The organism is Streptomyces sp. NPDC006643, from assembly GCF_042870175.1.
Lineage (GTDB): Bacteria > Actinomycetota > Actinomycetes > Streptomycetales > Streptomycetaceae > Streptomyces.
The window spans coordinates 78,006-93,790 of sequence record NZ_JBIAHA010000011.1 but is presented as its reverse complement, the minus strand read 5'-3'; the positions used below and the strand labels follow the sequence as shown (position 1 = coordinate 93,790).

The window sequence follows — 15,785 nt, the reverse complement described above, 5'->3', positions numbered from 1 at the left end:
GCCAACCACCCACCGATGGAGCGGGGTTGCACGTGTTCATTGATCTTCCCTCGGCGGTGCGCGAGCACGCCGCCGCGCGCGGTACGAAGCCCGCCCTGACGTTTCTGCCCGGTGCGCTGTCGACGACCCGGACGGATCTGACGTTCGCCGAGGTCGACCGGCGCGCCCGCGCGGTGGCCGGACTGCTGCGGCAGCGGGTGCGGCCCGGCGACCGGGCGCTGCTGATCATGCCCACGGCGGCGGAGTTCGTGCCCGCCTTCCTGGGCTGCCTCGCGGCGGGCGTCGTCGTCGTACCGCTGCCGATGCCCGTGGACGAGTCCTCCGTGCGGCGGGTCCTCAACGTCGCCAGGGACTGCGAACCGGCCCTGGTGCTCTCGCTGTCGCCGCTGACCCAGCACCTGGCGCAGCTTCCCGAGCTGGCCGGTCTGCGGGACGGCGTCCCCTGGATCGACATCGACCTGATCGACCAGGCCGCGGGCGACGACGCCCCGGACCACCCGCTGAGCCCGGACAGCCTGGCCTTCCTCCAGTACACCTCCGGCTCCACCAAGGCGCCGCGCGGCGTGATGGTGACGCACGGCGCCCTCATGGACAACGAGACGGCCATCCGCCGCAGCTTCCGCGTCACCCCCGACGACACGGTGGTCAGCTGGCTGCCGCTGCACCACGACATGGGGCTGATCGGCGCCCTGCTGCAACCTCTGTGCACCGGGGCCCGTTCCGTCATCCTCGATCCGCTGACCTTCCTGCGCCGCCCCGCCGTCTGGCTGGAGACGATCTCCGAGGAGCGCGCCGGAATCAGCGGCGGCCCGAACTTCGCCTACGAGTTGTGCCTGCGCAAGGTGACGGACGAGGAGAGGGCCCGACTCGACCTCAGCTGCTGGAAGTTGGCCTTCAACGGCGCCGCGCCCGTCGCGCCGCGCACCCTGCGGGCATTCTCCGAGACGTTCGGGGAGGTGGGCTTCCGGCCCACGACGCACACTCCTTGCTACGGGCTGGCCGAGGTCACGCTGCTGGTGGCGAGTACCGACGCCGTCGAGGAGTGCGCGAGCCGTACGTACGAGGTGTCCGCCCTGGAGCAGGGCCACGCCACGGTGGTGGCGGACGCCGGCGGGGACGTGGACGGCGGCCGTGAGCTGATCGCGTACGGGCTGCTGGACCACGCGGCCGTACGGATCGTGGATCCGGCCACCCGCGCACCGCTGCCCGACGGGCGGATCGGTGAGATCTGGGTGGCCGGCGAGAGCGCCGGGGCCGGCTACTGGGGCGACGCGGAGGCGTCCGAGGCCACCTTCCGGGCCGAGTTGGCGGAGGCGGAGGCGGCCGACGGGGCCGGGACGGCCGGGGAGGCGGAGAGCGACCGCCGGAGCTACGTCCGCACCGGCGACCTGGGCTTCCTGCACGAGGGCTCCCTCCAGGTGACGGGCCGGATGAAGGACCTGGTGATCTACCGGGGCCGCAATCTCCACCCGGAGGACCTGGAGGTCGACGTCGCCGCGGCCGACCCCGCCTTCCGGCCCGGCTGCGGCGCGGTCTTCTCACTGCCCGCCGACGCCGCGGGCGAGGAGGCGGTCGTCGTGGTCCAGGAGGTCCGCGCGGGCACCCCCGAAGAGGACCACCCGGCACTGGCCGGCCGGATCCGGCAGGTGCTCTCCCGCGAGTACGGGGTCACGGCCCGTACCGTCGCGCTGCTGCCGCAGGGAGCGATCGCCAAGACCTCCAGCGGCAAGGTTCAACGGCATCTGGCCCGGCAGCGGTTCCTCGCGAAGGAGCTGCCGATGCTCTGGTCGCGGACGGTCACGGGGGCCGACTCCCGCGGCGTACGCGACGGGCTGCCCGGTGGGCGGTCCGCCTTGGAGGCGCCCGAGGCCGAGCGGCCCGCGCTGCTCACCCTGGCCCTCTGCGAGCGGCTCGAACAGCTCACCGGCACCCCGGCGGAGCCCGGCACGGCCCCCACGTCCCTGGGGATGGACTCGCTCATGGCGACCCGGGTCCTCCAGGAGCTGGAAGACCTGCTGGGCGTACGGCTGCGCCAGACCCTGGTGCTGCGCGCCGAGTCGGTCGCGGCCCTGGCCGAGGCCGCCCTCACGGAGGCCGCCCGCGCCGGGACGACGCCCGCCGCCGGCCCCCAGGAGGACACGGAGCCGCACAAGGACGCCGGGCCGGACAGCGGAAGTGGCACCTATGAACTCACCCACGCCCAACGGGCCCTGTGGTTCCTCCAGCGCAGCGACCCCGCTTCGTACGCGTACAACGTCACGCGCGCGTTCCTGCTCACCGGCGACCTCGACACCGACCGGCTGACCGCCGCGCTGCGGTCGGTGGTCCGCCGCAATCCCGCCCTGCGGCTCATGCTCCGCTCGGCCGGGGGCGTCCCCGAGGCGTCCGTCGCGCGGGACCGGGAGTTGCGCGTCGAGTCCGTCGACGCCAGGGGACGCGACGACCGGTGGGTCCAGGACAGGGCCGACGAACTGGCCACCCGCCCCTTCGACCTGGAACGCGACGAACTGGTCCGGGCGACGGTGCTGCACCGCGACGAGGACACCGTCCTGGTGCTCTCTCTGCACCACGTCGTCTGCGACCTCACCTCCCTGACCGTCGTCCTGGACCAGCTCAAGGAGGCGTACGACGACCGCGCGGACTGGCCGGAGACCGAGCCGGGCCGGCCCTCGCCCGCCGCGCTGGAGGAGTCCGCCCTCCAGTCGCGCGGCGATGAACTGCTCACCTTCTGGAAGGAGCGGCTGGCCGGCGAGCTGCCCGTGCTGGAGCTGCCCGGCAGCACCCGCCGGCGCGGCCCGGAAGGCGCCACCGTCTCCTTCGACGGCTCACCCGAACTCCTCGCCGCGCTGCGCCGGTTGAGCCGGGACCGCGGCACCACGCTGCACAACCTGCTGCTCGCGTCGTTCCAGGTGCTGCTGCACCGGATCACCGGCCAGTCGGATCTGGTGGTGGGTGTGCCGGTGAACAGCCGGACCCGGACGGACCTGGTGGACCAGGTCGGCTACTTGGTCAACGTGCTGCCGGTCCGCTCCGCCTTCGCCACCGGCACGCCCCTCGCGGAGTTCGCCACCGAGACACATCACGGGATGCTGGACGCCCTCGACCACCAGGACATGCCGTTCGCCCTGTTGACCCGGCATCTCAACCCGGACCGCGCCGGGGGCGCCCCGCCGGTCTTCCAGGCGATGTTCAGCCACTACACCACCACCCAGCCGGGTGACCGCGGCGCCGTCGGCGTCGTCCTCGGCGATCCCGACGCGGTGCTCGCCCTGGACGGAGCGACGGTGCGGGCCCATCCGGTGCCGGAGCGTACGACGCAGTCCGACATCGGGCTCAACGTGGCCGAGTTCACGGACTCCCTCCTCTTCGGGCTGTCCTACGACACCGCGCTGCTGCCCCGTGCGCAGGCCGTGCGGCTTCTCAGCGCCTACCAGGCGCTGCTGACCGCCGCCGTGGCCGCGCCCGACGTGGACGTGGCGCTGCTGCCGCTGGTCGACGAGGAGGGCGCCAAGGACCTCCTGGCGCTGTCGGCCGGACCGGTCATCCCACGCGAGGAGCACTACGTCGCGACCGTCGAGCGCCAGGTCGCCCGTACCCCCGACGCCGAGGCGGTGGACGACGGCACCGAACGACTGACCTACGCCGAGCTGGACGCCAGGGCCAACCGGGTGGCGCGGCGGCTGCGCGCGGCGGGTGCCGGCCCGGAGACCAACGTCGTGCTGTGCGCGGAGCGTTCGGCCTCCTTCCTCGCGGTGCTGCTCGGCATCCACAAGACCGGTGCCTGCTACGTACCGATCGGCACCCGTGAGGCGCCGCGCCGGATCGCGGACATGCTGCGGACGCTGCGCGCCGTCGCGGTCGTCGCCGACGCCCGGGGCCAGGCCCTGATGGAGGGCCTGCCGGAGGCCGGGGGAGACAGCGAACCCCTGCCGGTGCTCGACCTCGACACCGTGTGCGCCGGGCCGGGCGAGGCGGGCTCCTCGGCCCCGTCCGTCCCGTCGGCTCCGTCCACCCCGGCGCCGTCCGTGTCGCCGGTCTCCGCCGCGTACATCATCCACACCTCCGGTTCCACCGGTGTGCCGAAGGCGGCGACGGTCACGGCGGCGGGGCTGACGAACCATCTGTGGCAGATGATCGAGCACTTCTCCGTGACGGCGCAGGACGTGGTGGGCCAGACCGCGCCCGCGACGTTCGACATCTCGCTGTGGCAGTTCCTCGCGCCGCTGATGGTGGGCGGCCGGCTCCGGGTGCTGGACGACCGGCAGGCGCTGTCCCCGGCCCGGCTTCGGGAGGTCGTCGTCGAGAGCCGCACGACTCTTATGGAGGTCGTCCCCGCCGTGGTGGCCGCCCTGCTGGAGGCGGGCATCGGGGACAACCCGCACGCGCTGCGCGCCATGATCTCCGGTGGTGAGGCGCTGAGTTGGGAGACCGCCGACCGGTGGCTCGCCGCCTGCCCGGGCGTCGAGCTGTACAACGCCTACGGTCCCACCGAATGCGCCGACGACGTCAGCATCTACCGCGTCACCACCGCGTCGGACCGCTCTCGCCCGGTGCTGATCGGCGCGCCGCTGGCCAACATGACCGGCTACATCCTCGACGACGGGATGCAGTTGGTGCCCCAGGGCATGGCCGGCGCCCTGTGGGTCGGCGGGACCGGGGTCGGCCGCGGCTATCTGGGCAATCCGTCCGGCACCGCCGAGGCCTTCGTGCCCGACCCGTACGGCCCGCCGGGCGCCCGGCTGTACCGTACGGGCGACCTGGCCCGGTACACGGCCGACGGTGATCTGGAGTATCTGGGCCGGGTGGACCGTCAGGTCAAGATGCGCGGACTGCGTATCGAGCCCGGCGAGGTGGAGGCCGCGCTGCGCGCGGTGGACGGCGTGCGTGAGGCCGTGGTCAAGGTGCACGACACGGCGCGGGGCATGTCCCTCGTCGGTCATCTGGTGCTCTCCGGCACGGGCGAGCCCGGTCCTCTCACCCCCGCCGAACATGACGCCTTCCGGCGGGAGTTGGCTGGCCGTCTGCCCCGTCATATGATCCCGACCGTTCTTCTGCGGAGCGCCGCCATACCCCGCTTCGGCAACGGCAAGATCAACTACGGGGCGCTGGAGTACCGGCCCGTCGAGAGCACTGTCGGGCCAGGGGAAACCGAATCCGCCGCGCCGGAACCGTCCGACCCGGTCACCGTCGCGGTGCGAGCGATCTGGACGGATCTGCTCGGGGGCGAGCAGCCCGCACTCCAGGACAATTTCTTCCTTCTCGGCGGCCATTCCCTGCTTGCCCTGCGCATGATCGACAGAGTCGGTCAGGAAATGTCCGTGGAGCTGGAGATCGATTCCGTATTCGATCGCCCCACACTCGGTGAATTCGTGGAAGCGGTACGTGGCGCGAAGGCGCGTACTCGATCGGTGACGCCACTTCGGAGAATATCCCGAGAGCCGGTGAGGAAACGCGAGAACACCTGACAGTCGGATATGCCGAAATCCGTAACCACCGTGGATCATGGCGCTCCACCTGTGGTTACGTATTTCGGCTTGCTCCGAAAAGGCGCTCGTTGGAGCCCATGGAAAATCCCGGACTGATTTCTTCCGAGCGGTTGATCCGGCTGGCTCGCTGTGATTCTCTGATGCGGCACATTCCATTCGCGCGGCTCGCCGCGCATATCCAGGGGAGTGAATATGCAGAACATCCAGGAGCAGGACGCCTTCGAGGTTCTCGTCGACGACGAGTACGAGACGGCGCAGTACTGCAAGCTGCCCGTCTGTTCCGTCTGAGACCGAGTCCGAGTCTGAGACCGACGAAGATCCGGGTCCGCCACCCCGCAGGGTGGCGGACCCTCTTTCCCGGGGGAGTCCGATGCGGGTACGCGTCTCGCGACTGGCCGTCTTCATCAGCCGGAACGGGCAGCTCGTCTGCGACGTCCCGGCCCGTCACCGGCAGGCCGGGCTGCGCCCCGCGGCCTGGGAGCTGCTGGCCCGCTACGCGCGGTGGGCCGAGCCCCGGGAGGAGGACGCCACCCTGGTCAAGCAACTCCTGGGCGCCGGCGTGCTGATCGAGGAGGGCTCGCCCGAGCACCACCAGGAGGACGAGAAGAGCCCCTGGCGCTCCTGGGGCACCGCAGCCACCTACTTCCACCTCGCCACCCGCACGCTCGACGGCGAACGTTTCGTCACGGCCGCCGACGACACCGCGCGACTGCGACAGAAAGCCGAACAGGAGCCGGAGCCCGAGCCGTTCAAGCGCTACGACACCCCCTCACTCGCACTGCCCGAGCCCCTCGCGCTCGACAACGCGGTGGACCGGACGCTGCGCGAACGCCGCACCACCCGCCGGTTCGACGACGGCGCACCCGTGACACTGGAGCAGCTGAGCACGGCGCTGCACTGGACCGGCGGTGTCCAGCACCGGTTCGACGTACCCGGCTTCGGCGAGGCGGTGCTCAAGGCCAGTCCGTCCGGCGGGTCCCGGCACCCCATCGAGATCTACCCCGTGGTGCGCGACGTCGAGGGACTGGCCCCCGGCCTCTACCACTACGCCGCCGACATCCACGCCCTGGAGCCACTGCCCGGCGAGGCCCCCGACACCGAGACCCTGCTGCACTGGTTCGGTGACCAGACGTTCGTGCCCCGGGCCGGTGTCCTCTTCCTCTACACGGCGGTGCTGGAGCGGTCCGCGTGGAAGTACCCGACGGGGCGCACCTACCGCGCGGTCTATGCCGAGCTGGGCCATGTGAGCCAGACCGCGTATCTCACCGGGGCCGCGCTCGGGCTCGGCGTCTTCTTCACGGCGGCGATGCGCGACGAGCCGATCGAGGAGACCTTCGGGCTCGACTGGCGAAGCGAGATCCCGCTGGGCATCAACGGCTTCGGCGTGCCCCATCCGCAGGAGGCGGCCCGCCAGCGGGAGATGGCGACGGGCGGCGAACCGGGCTTCTCCTACGCGCGCGACGACTGGGACGGCCTCGGATGAACGCGGCGAACGACGTGAACGACGCGGACAAGGCGCAGGGTGCGGACGGTCCGCGCGAGGCCCGCGTCCATGTGGACACCGCCCGGATCGCCGCCAACATCGCCGCCTTCCACGCCCGCGCCGCCGTCCCCGTGCGCGCCCACATCAAGGGCCACCGCACGCTGGAGATCGCCCGCATGCAGCGCGAGGCAGGCGCCCGGGGCATCGCGGTGACCCGGCCCCAACTGGCCCGGCACTACGTCACCGGCGGCTTCACCGACCTCGTCGCCGCCTGGCCCTGGCGCGACCCCCGGATCCTGGACCCGTTCGCCGAACTGGCCGCCGACTGCGCCCTGTCCGTCCATCTGGACGACGTGGCGGCGGTCGAGAGCCTCGACGCCGCCGCCCGTCGCTACGGCACCCGGGCAGCCGTCCGCGTACAGGTCGACGGCGGCACCGACGTCACCGCCGTCGCGGAGGCCGTGGACCGGGCCCGCAACCTCAGCCTGGAAGGGATCGTCGGCTACCTCGACATCGAGACCCCCGAGCAGGCGACGCGCCGCCGGGAACTGGCCCGTACCCTCGCCGACTCGATGGTCGAAACGGCCGAACGGCTGCGCGCCGACGGCCACCCCTGCGACACCGTCGCCCTCGGCGGCACCCCCTGCGTCGACACCCTGGTGCCCGGCATCACCGAACTGGGCGCGGGCGCCTACCCGCTGGGCGACGCCGGACTCGTCGCGCTGGGCGTCCTGACGGAGGAGGACATCGCCGTACGCGTCGACCCCGGCGGGATGAGCCTGCTGGCCGAGTGCGGACAGCCGTGGCACCCGGCCCCCTCGGTACGGCGACCGGACGGCGCCCTCGTCCCCACCCATATCTGTCCGCTTCTGCTGACCGTGACCGAACTCCACACCGACACGGGGGAGCGCTGGCCCGTCCTCGCCCCCGTCACCGCGTGACCTCCCGATGAACAAGCTCGACGTCCTGCGGGTACGGGACTTCCGCCTCTTCTTCCTCGGCAGCCTCGCCTCCGTGGTGGGCGACTTCATGGCGCCCGTCGCACTGGCCTTCGCCGTGCTGGACATCGGCGACGCCGGCGACCTGGGCCTCGTACTCGCGGCCCGGGTCCTGCCGTTGATGGCGTTCATGCTGCTCGGCGGGGTGGTGGCGGACCGGTTGCCGCGCCGTCTGGTGATGGTCTGGTCCGACCTCGTACGCGGCGCGGGGCAGGGGCTGCTCGCCGTTCTGCTGCTCACCGGGAGCGCGGGCATCTGGCATCTGGTCGTGCTCCAGGTCGTGCACGGCACAGCCTCGGCGCTGTTCATGCCCGCCATCAGCGGCCTCGTCCAGCAGACCGCCCCCGCCGACCGGTTGCAGGAGGCCAACTCACTGTGCAGCCTGGCGCGCGCCGGGGGGAACGTGGCGGGCCCCGTACTCGCCGGCGTACTCGTCGCCACCGCCGGCTCCGGATGGGCCATCGCCGTCGACGCCGCGACCTTCCTCCTCAGCGCCTACTTCCTACGGCTGCTGCCCAAGGGCGTGGTGCCGCCCAAACTCACCGTCCACTCCATGCTGGCCGATCTGCGCGAGGGCTGGCGGGAGTTCACGGGGCGGCGCTGGATCTGGGTCGTCGTCCTGGCGGCCTCCCTGGCCAACGGACTCCAGGCCGCCTACTCGGTCCTTGGCCCCGTGGTCGCGGAGGAGCGTCTCGGCGGCGCCGCCGCGTGGGGAGTCATCGTCTCCTGTTACGGCGCGGGCGCCTGTGTGGGCGGGCTGGCGACGCTCTGGCTGAAGGCCCGATTCCCGCTGCGCTCCGCCCTCTACGCCGACTGCCTGTGCTCCCTGCCGCTCCTGGCGCTGGCCCTCCAGGTGACCACACCGTCCCTGGCGGTGGCCGCCTTCCTCGGCGGCTGCGGACTGATGGTCTTCAACACGCTCTGGGAGACCACGCTCCAGAGCAACGTGCCCGGCGAACTCCTCTCCCGCGTCAGCGCGTACGAATGGCTGGGCTCCATGGCCTGCCAGCCGCTGGGCATGGTGCTGGTCCCCGTCATCGCGCTGCGCACCGGTCCCGAACCGGTGCTGTACGCGTGCGGACTGGCCATGCTGTTGATGTCGCTCACGCAGTTGCTCCTCCCGGACGTCCGCCGCCTCCCTCTCGCGACACCCGCCCCTGCGGAGAACAAGGCGTGACGGCGCGTCAGAGGCCGCCGACGACCTCGTGACCGGCCGCCTTCAGCGCCCGCTCCGCGTCCTCGAACCGGGCGACCGGCACGAGCACCACATCGCTGTCGAAGGTCGAGGCCACGAACACCGGCACCCCGGCGCCCGCGAGCGGCTCCAGCAACGCCACGAGCATCCCCGGCACGTCCAGCTCGTGCGCGTTCTCCCCGTACAGCCCGGCCCACAACTCGACGGCGACCGGTGTGTCCGGCGTGTCCGGCACCTCGTGGATGACCGTGAGCCCCTCGGGGCCACGCACCAGCGCCCACCACGCCCGTGTCAGGGCGGACGCGAGGTCCCCCTCCGGCCCGTCCGGCAGCAGTTCCACCGTCAGCCTGCTGGACAGCACCCGCAGGCGCTGCCGTCGCCCCGTACCCAACTCGGTTTCCTTCCCCCTGTTTCCCCTGTTCCGGCCATCCTGGCACGCGTGCCCACCGGTCGGAACCGAGAGACGGGATCGCGCGTCCGTCGCCTGTGTGACCACGCGAGCGGGGACGGCCCGTACACGAATGACACGTGAGACGAACGGCTGGGCCGGCTGCCTGGCCGTCGTCGCCGGATTCGTCACAGGGCTCGCCGTATGGGGCGTCGGTGCGGCGCCCGGTCTGCGCGGTGCCTTCGAGGGGGAGCGGGACTGGAGCCTGCTCTACCTGGACGGCCCGGTGATGATCTTCGGCGCTCCCGCCGTCGCACTGGGGGTCTGGGCCCTGGTGGGTGGGGTGCTGCGGGCCCGGGACAGAGTGGCGGCGGTGGCCGTGCTGCTCGCGCTGGCGACCGTCGCCTGGGGGTGCGATGTGTGGCTGGAGATGCGTACGGATCGGTTCACCCATGGTGACTCCTGGTGAACGACCGTGACATCGGAGAGGTTCCCGGGGGAGAGGAACGCGCGACGGGCATGATGACCGTCGGCGTGGCCGGCCGGCCACGCGTCGTACGTCGCCACTGAGGGAGTGCAGCACATGTCGTATCCGGAACCCCGCCATCACGGGGACAAGGGCGAGGTCAACGCGGTGTTCCGGCCCGCGAGCACCCCCGCCGACGTGCGGTCCCCGTCGGGTGCCGAGACGCACTTCGTGGCGTCCAGCGTGTCGACCGGCGGTGAGTTCGGGCTCTACCGGATGGACATGGTGCCCAGGGGTGGCGGACCGAGCACCCATTTCCACAAGACCATCTCGGAGTCCTTCTACATCCTGGAGGGAACGGTCCGGCTGTACGACGGTGAGCGCTGGATCGACGCGGAGAAGGGCGATTTCCTGTACGTGCCGCCGGGCGGGCTGCACGGCTTCCGCAACGACTCGGACGCGCCCGCCTCCACCCTCATCCTGTTCGCGCCGGGAGCGCCGCGTGAGGAGTACTTCGAGAAGGTCTCCACGGTCGGGCGGATGACGGACGAGGAGCGCACGGCGTTCTTCATCAAGCACGACACGTACTGGGTGGACTGACCCGGTCGTTCAACGGACCGCATCGGTAAAGCCGTTGCCGGTGGAGCCGGACCTGCGGCAAAGTCCCTGCGTAAACCCCTTGTCGTTACATCGGGTGAACCCGTGGCCCATGCTTGCGGTCAACAACCAACGGTTGCCAGGGTGTTGCTGTCTGTCAACCTGTTGGGAGTGGCTCTGTGGCATTCGGTGAGCAGCCGGCCTATCTGCGCGTCGCCAGTGATCTTCGGCGGAAGATCGTCGACGGCGCTCTGCCGCCGCACACCCGGCTGCCCTCGCAGGCCCGTATCCGCGAGGAGTACGGCGTCTCGGACACGGTCGCTCTCGAAGCCCGCAAGGTGCTGATGGCGGAAGGGCTCGTCGAGGGGCGTTCCGGGTCCGGCACCTACGTCCGGGAGAAGCCCGTCCCGCGCCGCATCGCGCGCTCCGGCTACCGGCCGCCGTCCGGCGCCAATCCCTTCCGGCAGGAGCAGGCCGAGGAGGGCGTGCGCGGCACATGGGAGTCGAGTACCGACCGGGACGAGGTGGCGCCGGAGATCGCGACGCGCCTCGGGATACAGCCGGGCGACCCGGCGATGCGTACGCGCTACGTCTTCAGGGACGCGGGGGAGCCGATGATGCTCTCCACCTCCTGGGAGCCCCTGGAGGTCACGGGGCGCACGCCGGTGATGCTTCCCGAGGAGGGGCCGCTCGGCGGGTGCGGGGTCGTGGAGCGGATGGCGGCCATCGGCGTCGTCGTGGACAACGTGGTGGAGCAGGTCGGCGCGCGCCCGGGGCTGGCGGAGGAGCTCCTGTCGCTCGGCGGTGTGCCCGGCCATGTCGTGATGGTCCTTGAGCGGACGTACTACGCGTCGGGCCGTGCGGTCGAAACGGCGGACATGGTCGTTCCCGCGGACCGCTACCGCATCGCCTATCACCTTCCGGTCAGATGACGGCACGGTGAGGACCGGCTGACCCCGGCGCCGTCCTCATCGGACCAGGACGGCCGTGTGCCGCCCCAACAGGGCGTCGGATACGGGGATATGACACGCGCTCACCCCGGCGCGCCCTCGCGAGCCCGAATCTTCTTGGCCAGATGTGTACCTCTTTGTATAAACACGCATCCGCTGAGTGAAGGTCAGGCGTAGGCTCGGGCATATGCGGATTGGGGTTTCCAGGAGGTCGTCCGAGTGGTGCGGGCAGTTGGCGGGAGGGGCACGATGACCGACAGCGGAGCTGTGCTGCCCTGGCTGGTCATACGTCAGGATGACAACGGGAACCGGTATCGGGTGGGCAGGTACGCCACCAAGGACGAGGCGCAGAAGACGGTCGACAGCCTCGATGCCAAGGGTCCCAAGCAGCTCTACTGGGTCGAGCGCCTACAGCAGACCAGCCGCTGACCTCACCTCACCGACCGAGGACCGGGCCCCCTCGTGGAGCCCGCACCTCCGGCCGGGCTACGCTCCGGCGCATGAGTGACGGCGGAGCTGCAACGGTCTTGATCGACACAGTCGCGTGGGTCCGGGTGGAGCAGGGCAGGATCCTCTGCGCGCGTTCCCGCGGGAAGGATGTCTTCTACATCCCCGGCGGCAAGCGCGAGGGCGCGGAGACCGATCTGGAGACCCTGCTGCGCGAGGTCGAGGAGGAACTGGCGGTGGCCCTCCTCCCGGCCACGGCGGCCCATCTGGGTACGTACGAAGCCCAGGCCCACGGCCAGCCGGACGGTGTGCTGGTCCGGATGAGTTGTTACTCCGGCGACTACCGGGGTACGCCGGCTGCCAGCAACGAGATCGAGGAGATCCGCTGGCTCTCCTACGGCGACCGGGCCCTGGTGGCTCCCGTCGACCAGCTTCTCTTCGACGACCTCAGGACCTCGGGCGAGCTGACATGAGCCTCCGTCAAGATAGTTCTTCTCGGATTACGGGTATGTGCTGATTAACCCCCCTAAAAAGGGCGTGGGCCTGCTGTCAGTCTGGGGAAGTGGTCGGCTTGATCGAGACGGAGAGCACCTACGCCGAGTGGACCTTCCCCGCTCAGCCGGATGCCGTACGTCGCGCACGCCACGTGGTACGCGACGCCCTCGGTGTCTGGTGTCTCGTCCACTCCGTTCGCGATACGGCCGTCCTGCTGGTCAGCGAACTTGTCACCAACTCCCTTCAGTACACACCGGGGCCGATCGGTGTCAGGCTGGCCCTCGTTCCCTTAGGCCCTGCGGACCTCACCGGTACCGCACTGCTGGTGGAGGTGTCCGATCCGCTGCCCGACCCGCCGACCGCACGGTCGCCCGGCCCTGATGACGAAGGGGGCCGTGGGCTCCAGCTCGTCGCTTGCTCCGCCCGACGTTGGGGTACACGCCGGGGGAATACGGGTAAGACGGTGTGGTTCGAGCTGCCGCTCCCTGGTTAGGAGTGTGAAGGGACAACGATCACTCGGGTCTCGGCTCAAAACGAACGAGACTGTGCTGTGATCGTGAACGCCGTACCGGTCAGGGCCGTAGTGCTGAATACTGCGGGGATGGCCGGTCCGGTGCGTGAGCTGGAGGGGACGGTCGCGTGAGCGAGATACCTGGAACGGCGGACGGCGTCGTGTGGCAGAGCAGCCCGCCCGGCTCGATCTATGACTACATAAGAGTCGCTTCCTTCTCGATCGGCCCCGACGGGCTGGTCGACCAGTGGAGTCTGCGAGCCGCTGAGCTGTTCGGGATCGCTCCCGAGGAGGTCAGGGGCAAGGATCCGGTCGAGGTGTTCATGCCCGCCGATCTGCGTTCGCGAGGGCACAGCAAGGTCGCCGAGATCCTCGACGGCAAGGAATGGACAGGGCTCGTGCCCTTCCAGGTGCCCGGCGAGCTCGGAGCGCACGGCCTCGCCGAGGTCTATGTGATGCCCAGCGAGACGGAGAGCGGTGAGCGGGCCGCGCTCTGCATCGTCGTGGACGTCCGCGCACTGCGCCAGATCGAGACCGAACTCGCCTCGTCGCAGGCCATTTTCGGCCAATCTCCCTTTGGCTTCGTGCTGTTCGGCACGGATCTCACCGTCCAGCGGGCCAACCAGCGCTTCGCCGCCGTCTTCGGCGGCACGGCCGACGACCACCGCGGACGCACGGTCCACGACTATCTCTCCCGTCCCGAGGCGGACCGGCTGAGCGCCTCGCTCAAGCGGGTCCTGGAGACCGGCGAATCCGCCACCGACATCCAGATAGTCGGCGTCGCCCCCGGCGGCAAGGACCGCCGGCACTGGTCGGTCAACCTGTACCGCGTACTCGGCGGAGCCGGCCGCACGATCGGGGTCGCCGGGGTCGGCAGCGACGTCACACGCCGTCAGATCGCCGCACGTGAGGCCGCGAGCGCCCGACGCAACCTCGCGATCCTCAACGAGGCGAGCGCCCGAATAGGCAACTCCCTCGACCTGGAGACCACCGCCAAGGAACTCCTCGACGTCGCCGTCCCCGGCTTCTGCGACCTCGCCTCCGTCGATCTCTACCAGGGACTGCTCACCGGCGAAGAGGCGCCGCCCGGACGCGGCGGCTCCTCCGGCTCTGAATCCGGCGGCGGCAGCGCCCCCCTGCGACGCGTCGCCTTCGCCAGTGCCGTCTCCGACGCACCCCTGCTCGGAGACGACCTGACGGGCGAAGGCGCGGTCGAGCCTCCCGCGGCCGGCGCCGTCCACCGATACCCCTTCAACTCGCCCTGCGCGAACGCGCTGCGTACCGCCCGGGTCCAGACCGTGCCCGGCGGACCCGGCAGCCTCATCCAGTCGACCTTCGCCGTGCCGATGGTCGCGCACGACACCGTCGTCGGACTCGCCCAGTTCTCCAGGACCAAGGGCAGCGAACCCTTCGGGGAACGCGACCGCGCCCTCGCCGTGGAACTCGCGGCGCGCGCCGCCGTCTGTATCGACAACGCCCGCCTCTACCGCAGGGAGCACGAGCGCGCGCTGATACTTCAGCGCAGCCTGCTCCCACCGGGCGACCCCGAGGCCGCCGGCCTGGACATCGCCTGCCGCTATCTGCCGGGCAACACCGCCACCGAGGTCGGCGGCGACTGGTTCGACGTCATCGAGCTGCCGGGCCACCGGACCGCGCTGGTCGTCGGCGACGTCATGGGCCGGGGGCTGCGCGCCGCCGTCGCCATGGGGGAGCTGCGCACGGCCGTACGCACCCTGGCACTGCTCGACCTGGAGCCCGCCGAGGTCCTGTCCGCGCTGGACGAGATCGCCCGCGGCCTCGGCACACCGAGCGGCGCCCAGCAGGCCTCCCGCGTCGCTCACAAGTCGCGGGACGCGGACCTCTCCGAGGTGTATCTCGCGACCTGCGTCTACGCCGTCTACGACCCGGTCACCCGCCGCTGCACCTTCGCCAACGCCGGGCATCCCCCTCCGGTGCTCGTCGAGCCCGGCGAGGAGGCACTGCTCCTCGACGTACCGCCCGGGATGCCCCTCGGAGTCGGCGGCGAACCGTTCGAGCAGGTCGAGGTCGACCTTCCCGAGGAAGCACTGCTCGCGCTCTACACCGACGGGCTCGTGGAATCGCGCGACCATCCGATCGACGAGGGCCTGACGGCCTTCCGTCGCGCGCTCACCCATCCCGTACGGCCGCTGGAAGACGTCTGCGACCACGTACTCAACACGCTCGACACCCGGCACGGTGAGGACGACATCGCGCTGCTGATGGCCCGTATCCAGGGGCTGCCCACCGACGCCGTCGGCGACTGGCAGCTGCCCCGCGAGCCACGCTCCGTCGGCCGCGCCCGCGAGGTCGCCCGCGCCCAGCTCCACTCCTGGGGCCTCGAACCGCTGGTCGACACCGTCGAACTGCTCGTCAGCGAGCTGGTCACCAACGCCATGCGCTACGGCGAGGGCGAGATCAGGCTGCGGCTGCTCCGCGACCGCACACTCGTCTGCGAGGTGTGGGACGCGGGGCTCGTACAGCCGCGCAGGCGCCGGGCGCGGGACACCGACGAGGGCGGTCGCGGACTCCAACTGGTCGGGCTGCTCAGCGCGGCCTGGGGCTCGCGCCGCACCCCGCGCGGTAAAACCGTCTGGTTCGAACTCGCCCTGCCCGACGGTGACTCGACCACGGAACCCACCGTCGAACAGCTCCTCAGCATGTTCTGACCCCGGACCGTTCCACTCCCCGGCCGGCCCACGCGAACGGGCCGGCCGGACCGGACGCGGCGCGCCCACCGCAGCCGCACCC

At 71.0% G+C, this 15,785-nt stretch carries 12 protein-coding genes; 11 read left to right on the top strand and 1 reads right to left on the bottom strand.

The annotated features are described in order from the left end of the window. Positions 1–32: 32 nt before the first annotated feature. The 4 genes from ACFYNU_RS16715 (at position 33) to ACFYNU_RS16700 (ending at position 9,144) form a co-directional block, all read left to right on the top strand. Positions 33–5,465 (top strand): amino acid adenylation domain-containing protein, encoded by a 5,433-nt coding sequence (locus ACFYNU_RS16715; RefSeq protein WP_356584170.1) that lies wholly within the window; start codon positions 33–35, stop codon positions 5,463–5,465. 391 nt (positions 5,466–5,856) lie between these two features. Continuing rightward, positions 5,857–6,969: a SagB/ThcOx family dehydrogenase gene (locus tag ACFYNU_RS16710; protein WP_356584172.1), complete on the top strand. Its 1,113-nt coding sequence runs from the start codon at positions 5,857–5,859 to the stop codon at positions 6,967–6,969. Then, positions 6,966–7,910: an alanine racemase gene (locus tag ACFYNU_RS16705; protein ID WP_356584174.1), complete on the top strand. Its 945-nt coding sequence runs from the start codon at positions 6,966–6,968 to the stop codon at positions 7,908–7,910. The genes ACFYNU_RS16710 and ACFYNU_RS16705 overlap by 4 nt, the downstream gene beginning before the upstream one ends. A 7-nt stretch (positions 7,911–7,917) precedes the next feature. Further along, the gene (locus tag ACFYNU_RS16700; RefSeq protein WP_356584176.1) at positions 7,918–9,144 is read left to right on the top strand and encodes an MFS transporter; all 1,227 of its coding nucleotides are present in this window, start codon (positions 7,918–7,920) and stop codon (positions 9,142–9,144) included. Positions 9,145–9,151: 7 nt separating this feature from the next. Here ACFYNU_RS16700 and ACFYNU_RS16695 read toward each other — a convergent pair whose 3' ends face one another. After that, entirely contained in the window at positions 9,152–9,553 is a 402-nt protein-coding gene (locus ACFYNU_RS16695; RefSeq protein WP_356584178.1) for an ACT domain-containing protein, read from the bottom strand. A gap of 130 nt (positions 9,554–9,683) precedes the next feature. Here ACFYNU_RS16695 and ACFYNU_RS16690 point away from each other — a divergent pair, with 130 nt between their 5' ends. The 7 genes from ACFYNU_RS16690 to ACFYNU_RS16660 all read left to right on the top strand — a co-directional run bounded on the left by ACFYNU_RS16690 (position 9,684) and on the right by ACFYNU_RS16660 (position 15,703). Next, positions 9,684–10,019, top strand: a complete 336-nt coding sequence (locus ACFYNU_RS16690) for a hypothetical protein (RefSeq protein ID WP_356584180.1) — start codon at positions 9,684–9,686, stop codon at positions 10,017–10,019. Positions 10,020–10,133: 114 nt separating this feature from the next. Continuing rightward, complete coding sequence (locus ACFYNU_RS16685; protein WP_356584182.1) at positions 10,134–10,616, top strand: cupin domain-containing protein; 483 nt, start codon at positions 10,134–10,136, stop codon at positions 10,614–10,616. A 176-nt stretch (positions 10,617–10,792) separates the two neighbouring features. After that, a complete protein-coding gene (locus ACFYNU_RS16680) occupies positions 10,793–11,545 on the top strand; it encodes a GntR family transcriptional regulator (protein WP_356584184.1) in 753 nt (250 codons plus the stop codon). A gap of 267 nt (positions 11,546–11,812) precedes the next feature. Continuing rightward, positions 11,813–11,992 carry an SPOR domain-containing protein gene (locus ACFYNU_RS16675; protein ID WP_069627026.1) on the top strand — a complete coding sequence of 60 codons (180 nt, stop codon included), beginning with the start codon at positions 11,813–11,815 and terminating at the stop codon, positions 11,990–11,992. Positions 11,993–12,063: 71 nt separating this feature from the next. Beyond that, the gene (locus ACFYNU_RS16670) at positions 12,064–12,483 is read left to right on the top strand and encodes an NUDIX domain-containing protein (protein WP_356584187.1); all 420 of its coding nucleotides are present in this window, start codon (positions 12,064–12,066) and stop codon (positions 12,481–12,483) included. Positions 12,484–12,572: 89 nt separating this feature from the next. Then, positions 12,573–12,998, top strand: coding sequence for an ATP-binding protein (locus ACFYNU_RS16665; RefSeq protein ID WP_356584189.1), 426 nt, complete (start codon positions 12,573–12,575; stop codon positions 12,996–12,998). Between the two features lie 146 nt (positions 12,999–13,144). After that, positions 13,145–15,703 carry a SpoIIE family protein phosphatase gene (locus ACFYNU_RS16660; protein WP_356584191.1) on the top strand — a complete coding sequence of 853 codons (2,559 nt, stop codon included), beginning with the start codon at positions 13,145–13,147 and terminating at the stop codon, positions 15,701–15,703. Positions 15,704–15,785: the final 82 nt, after the last annotated feature.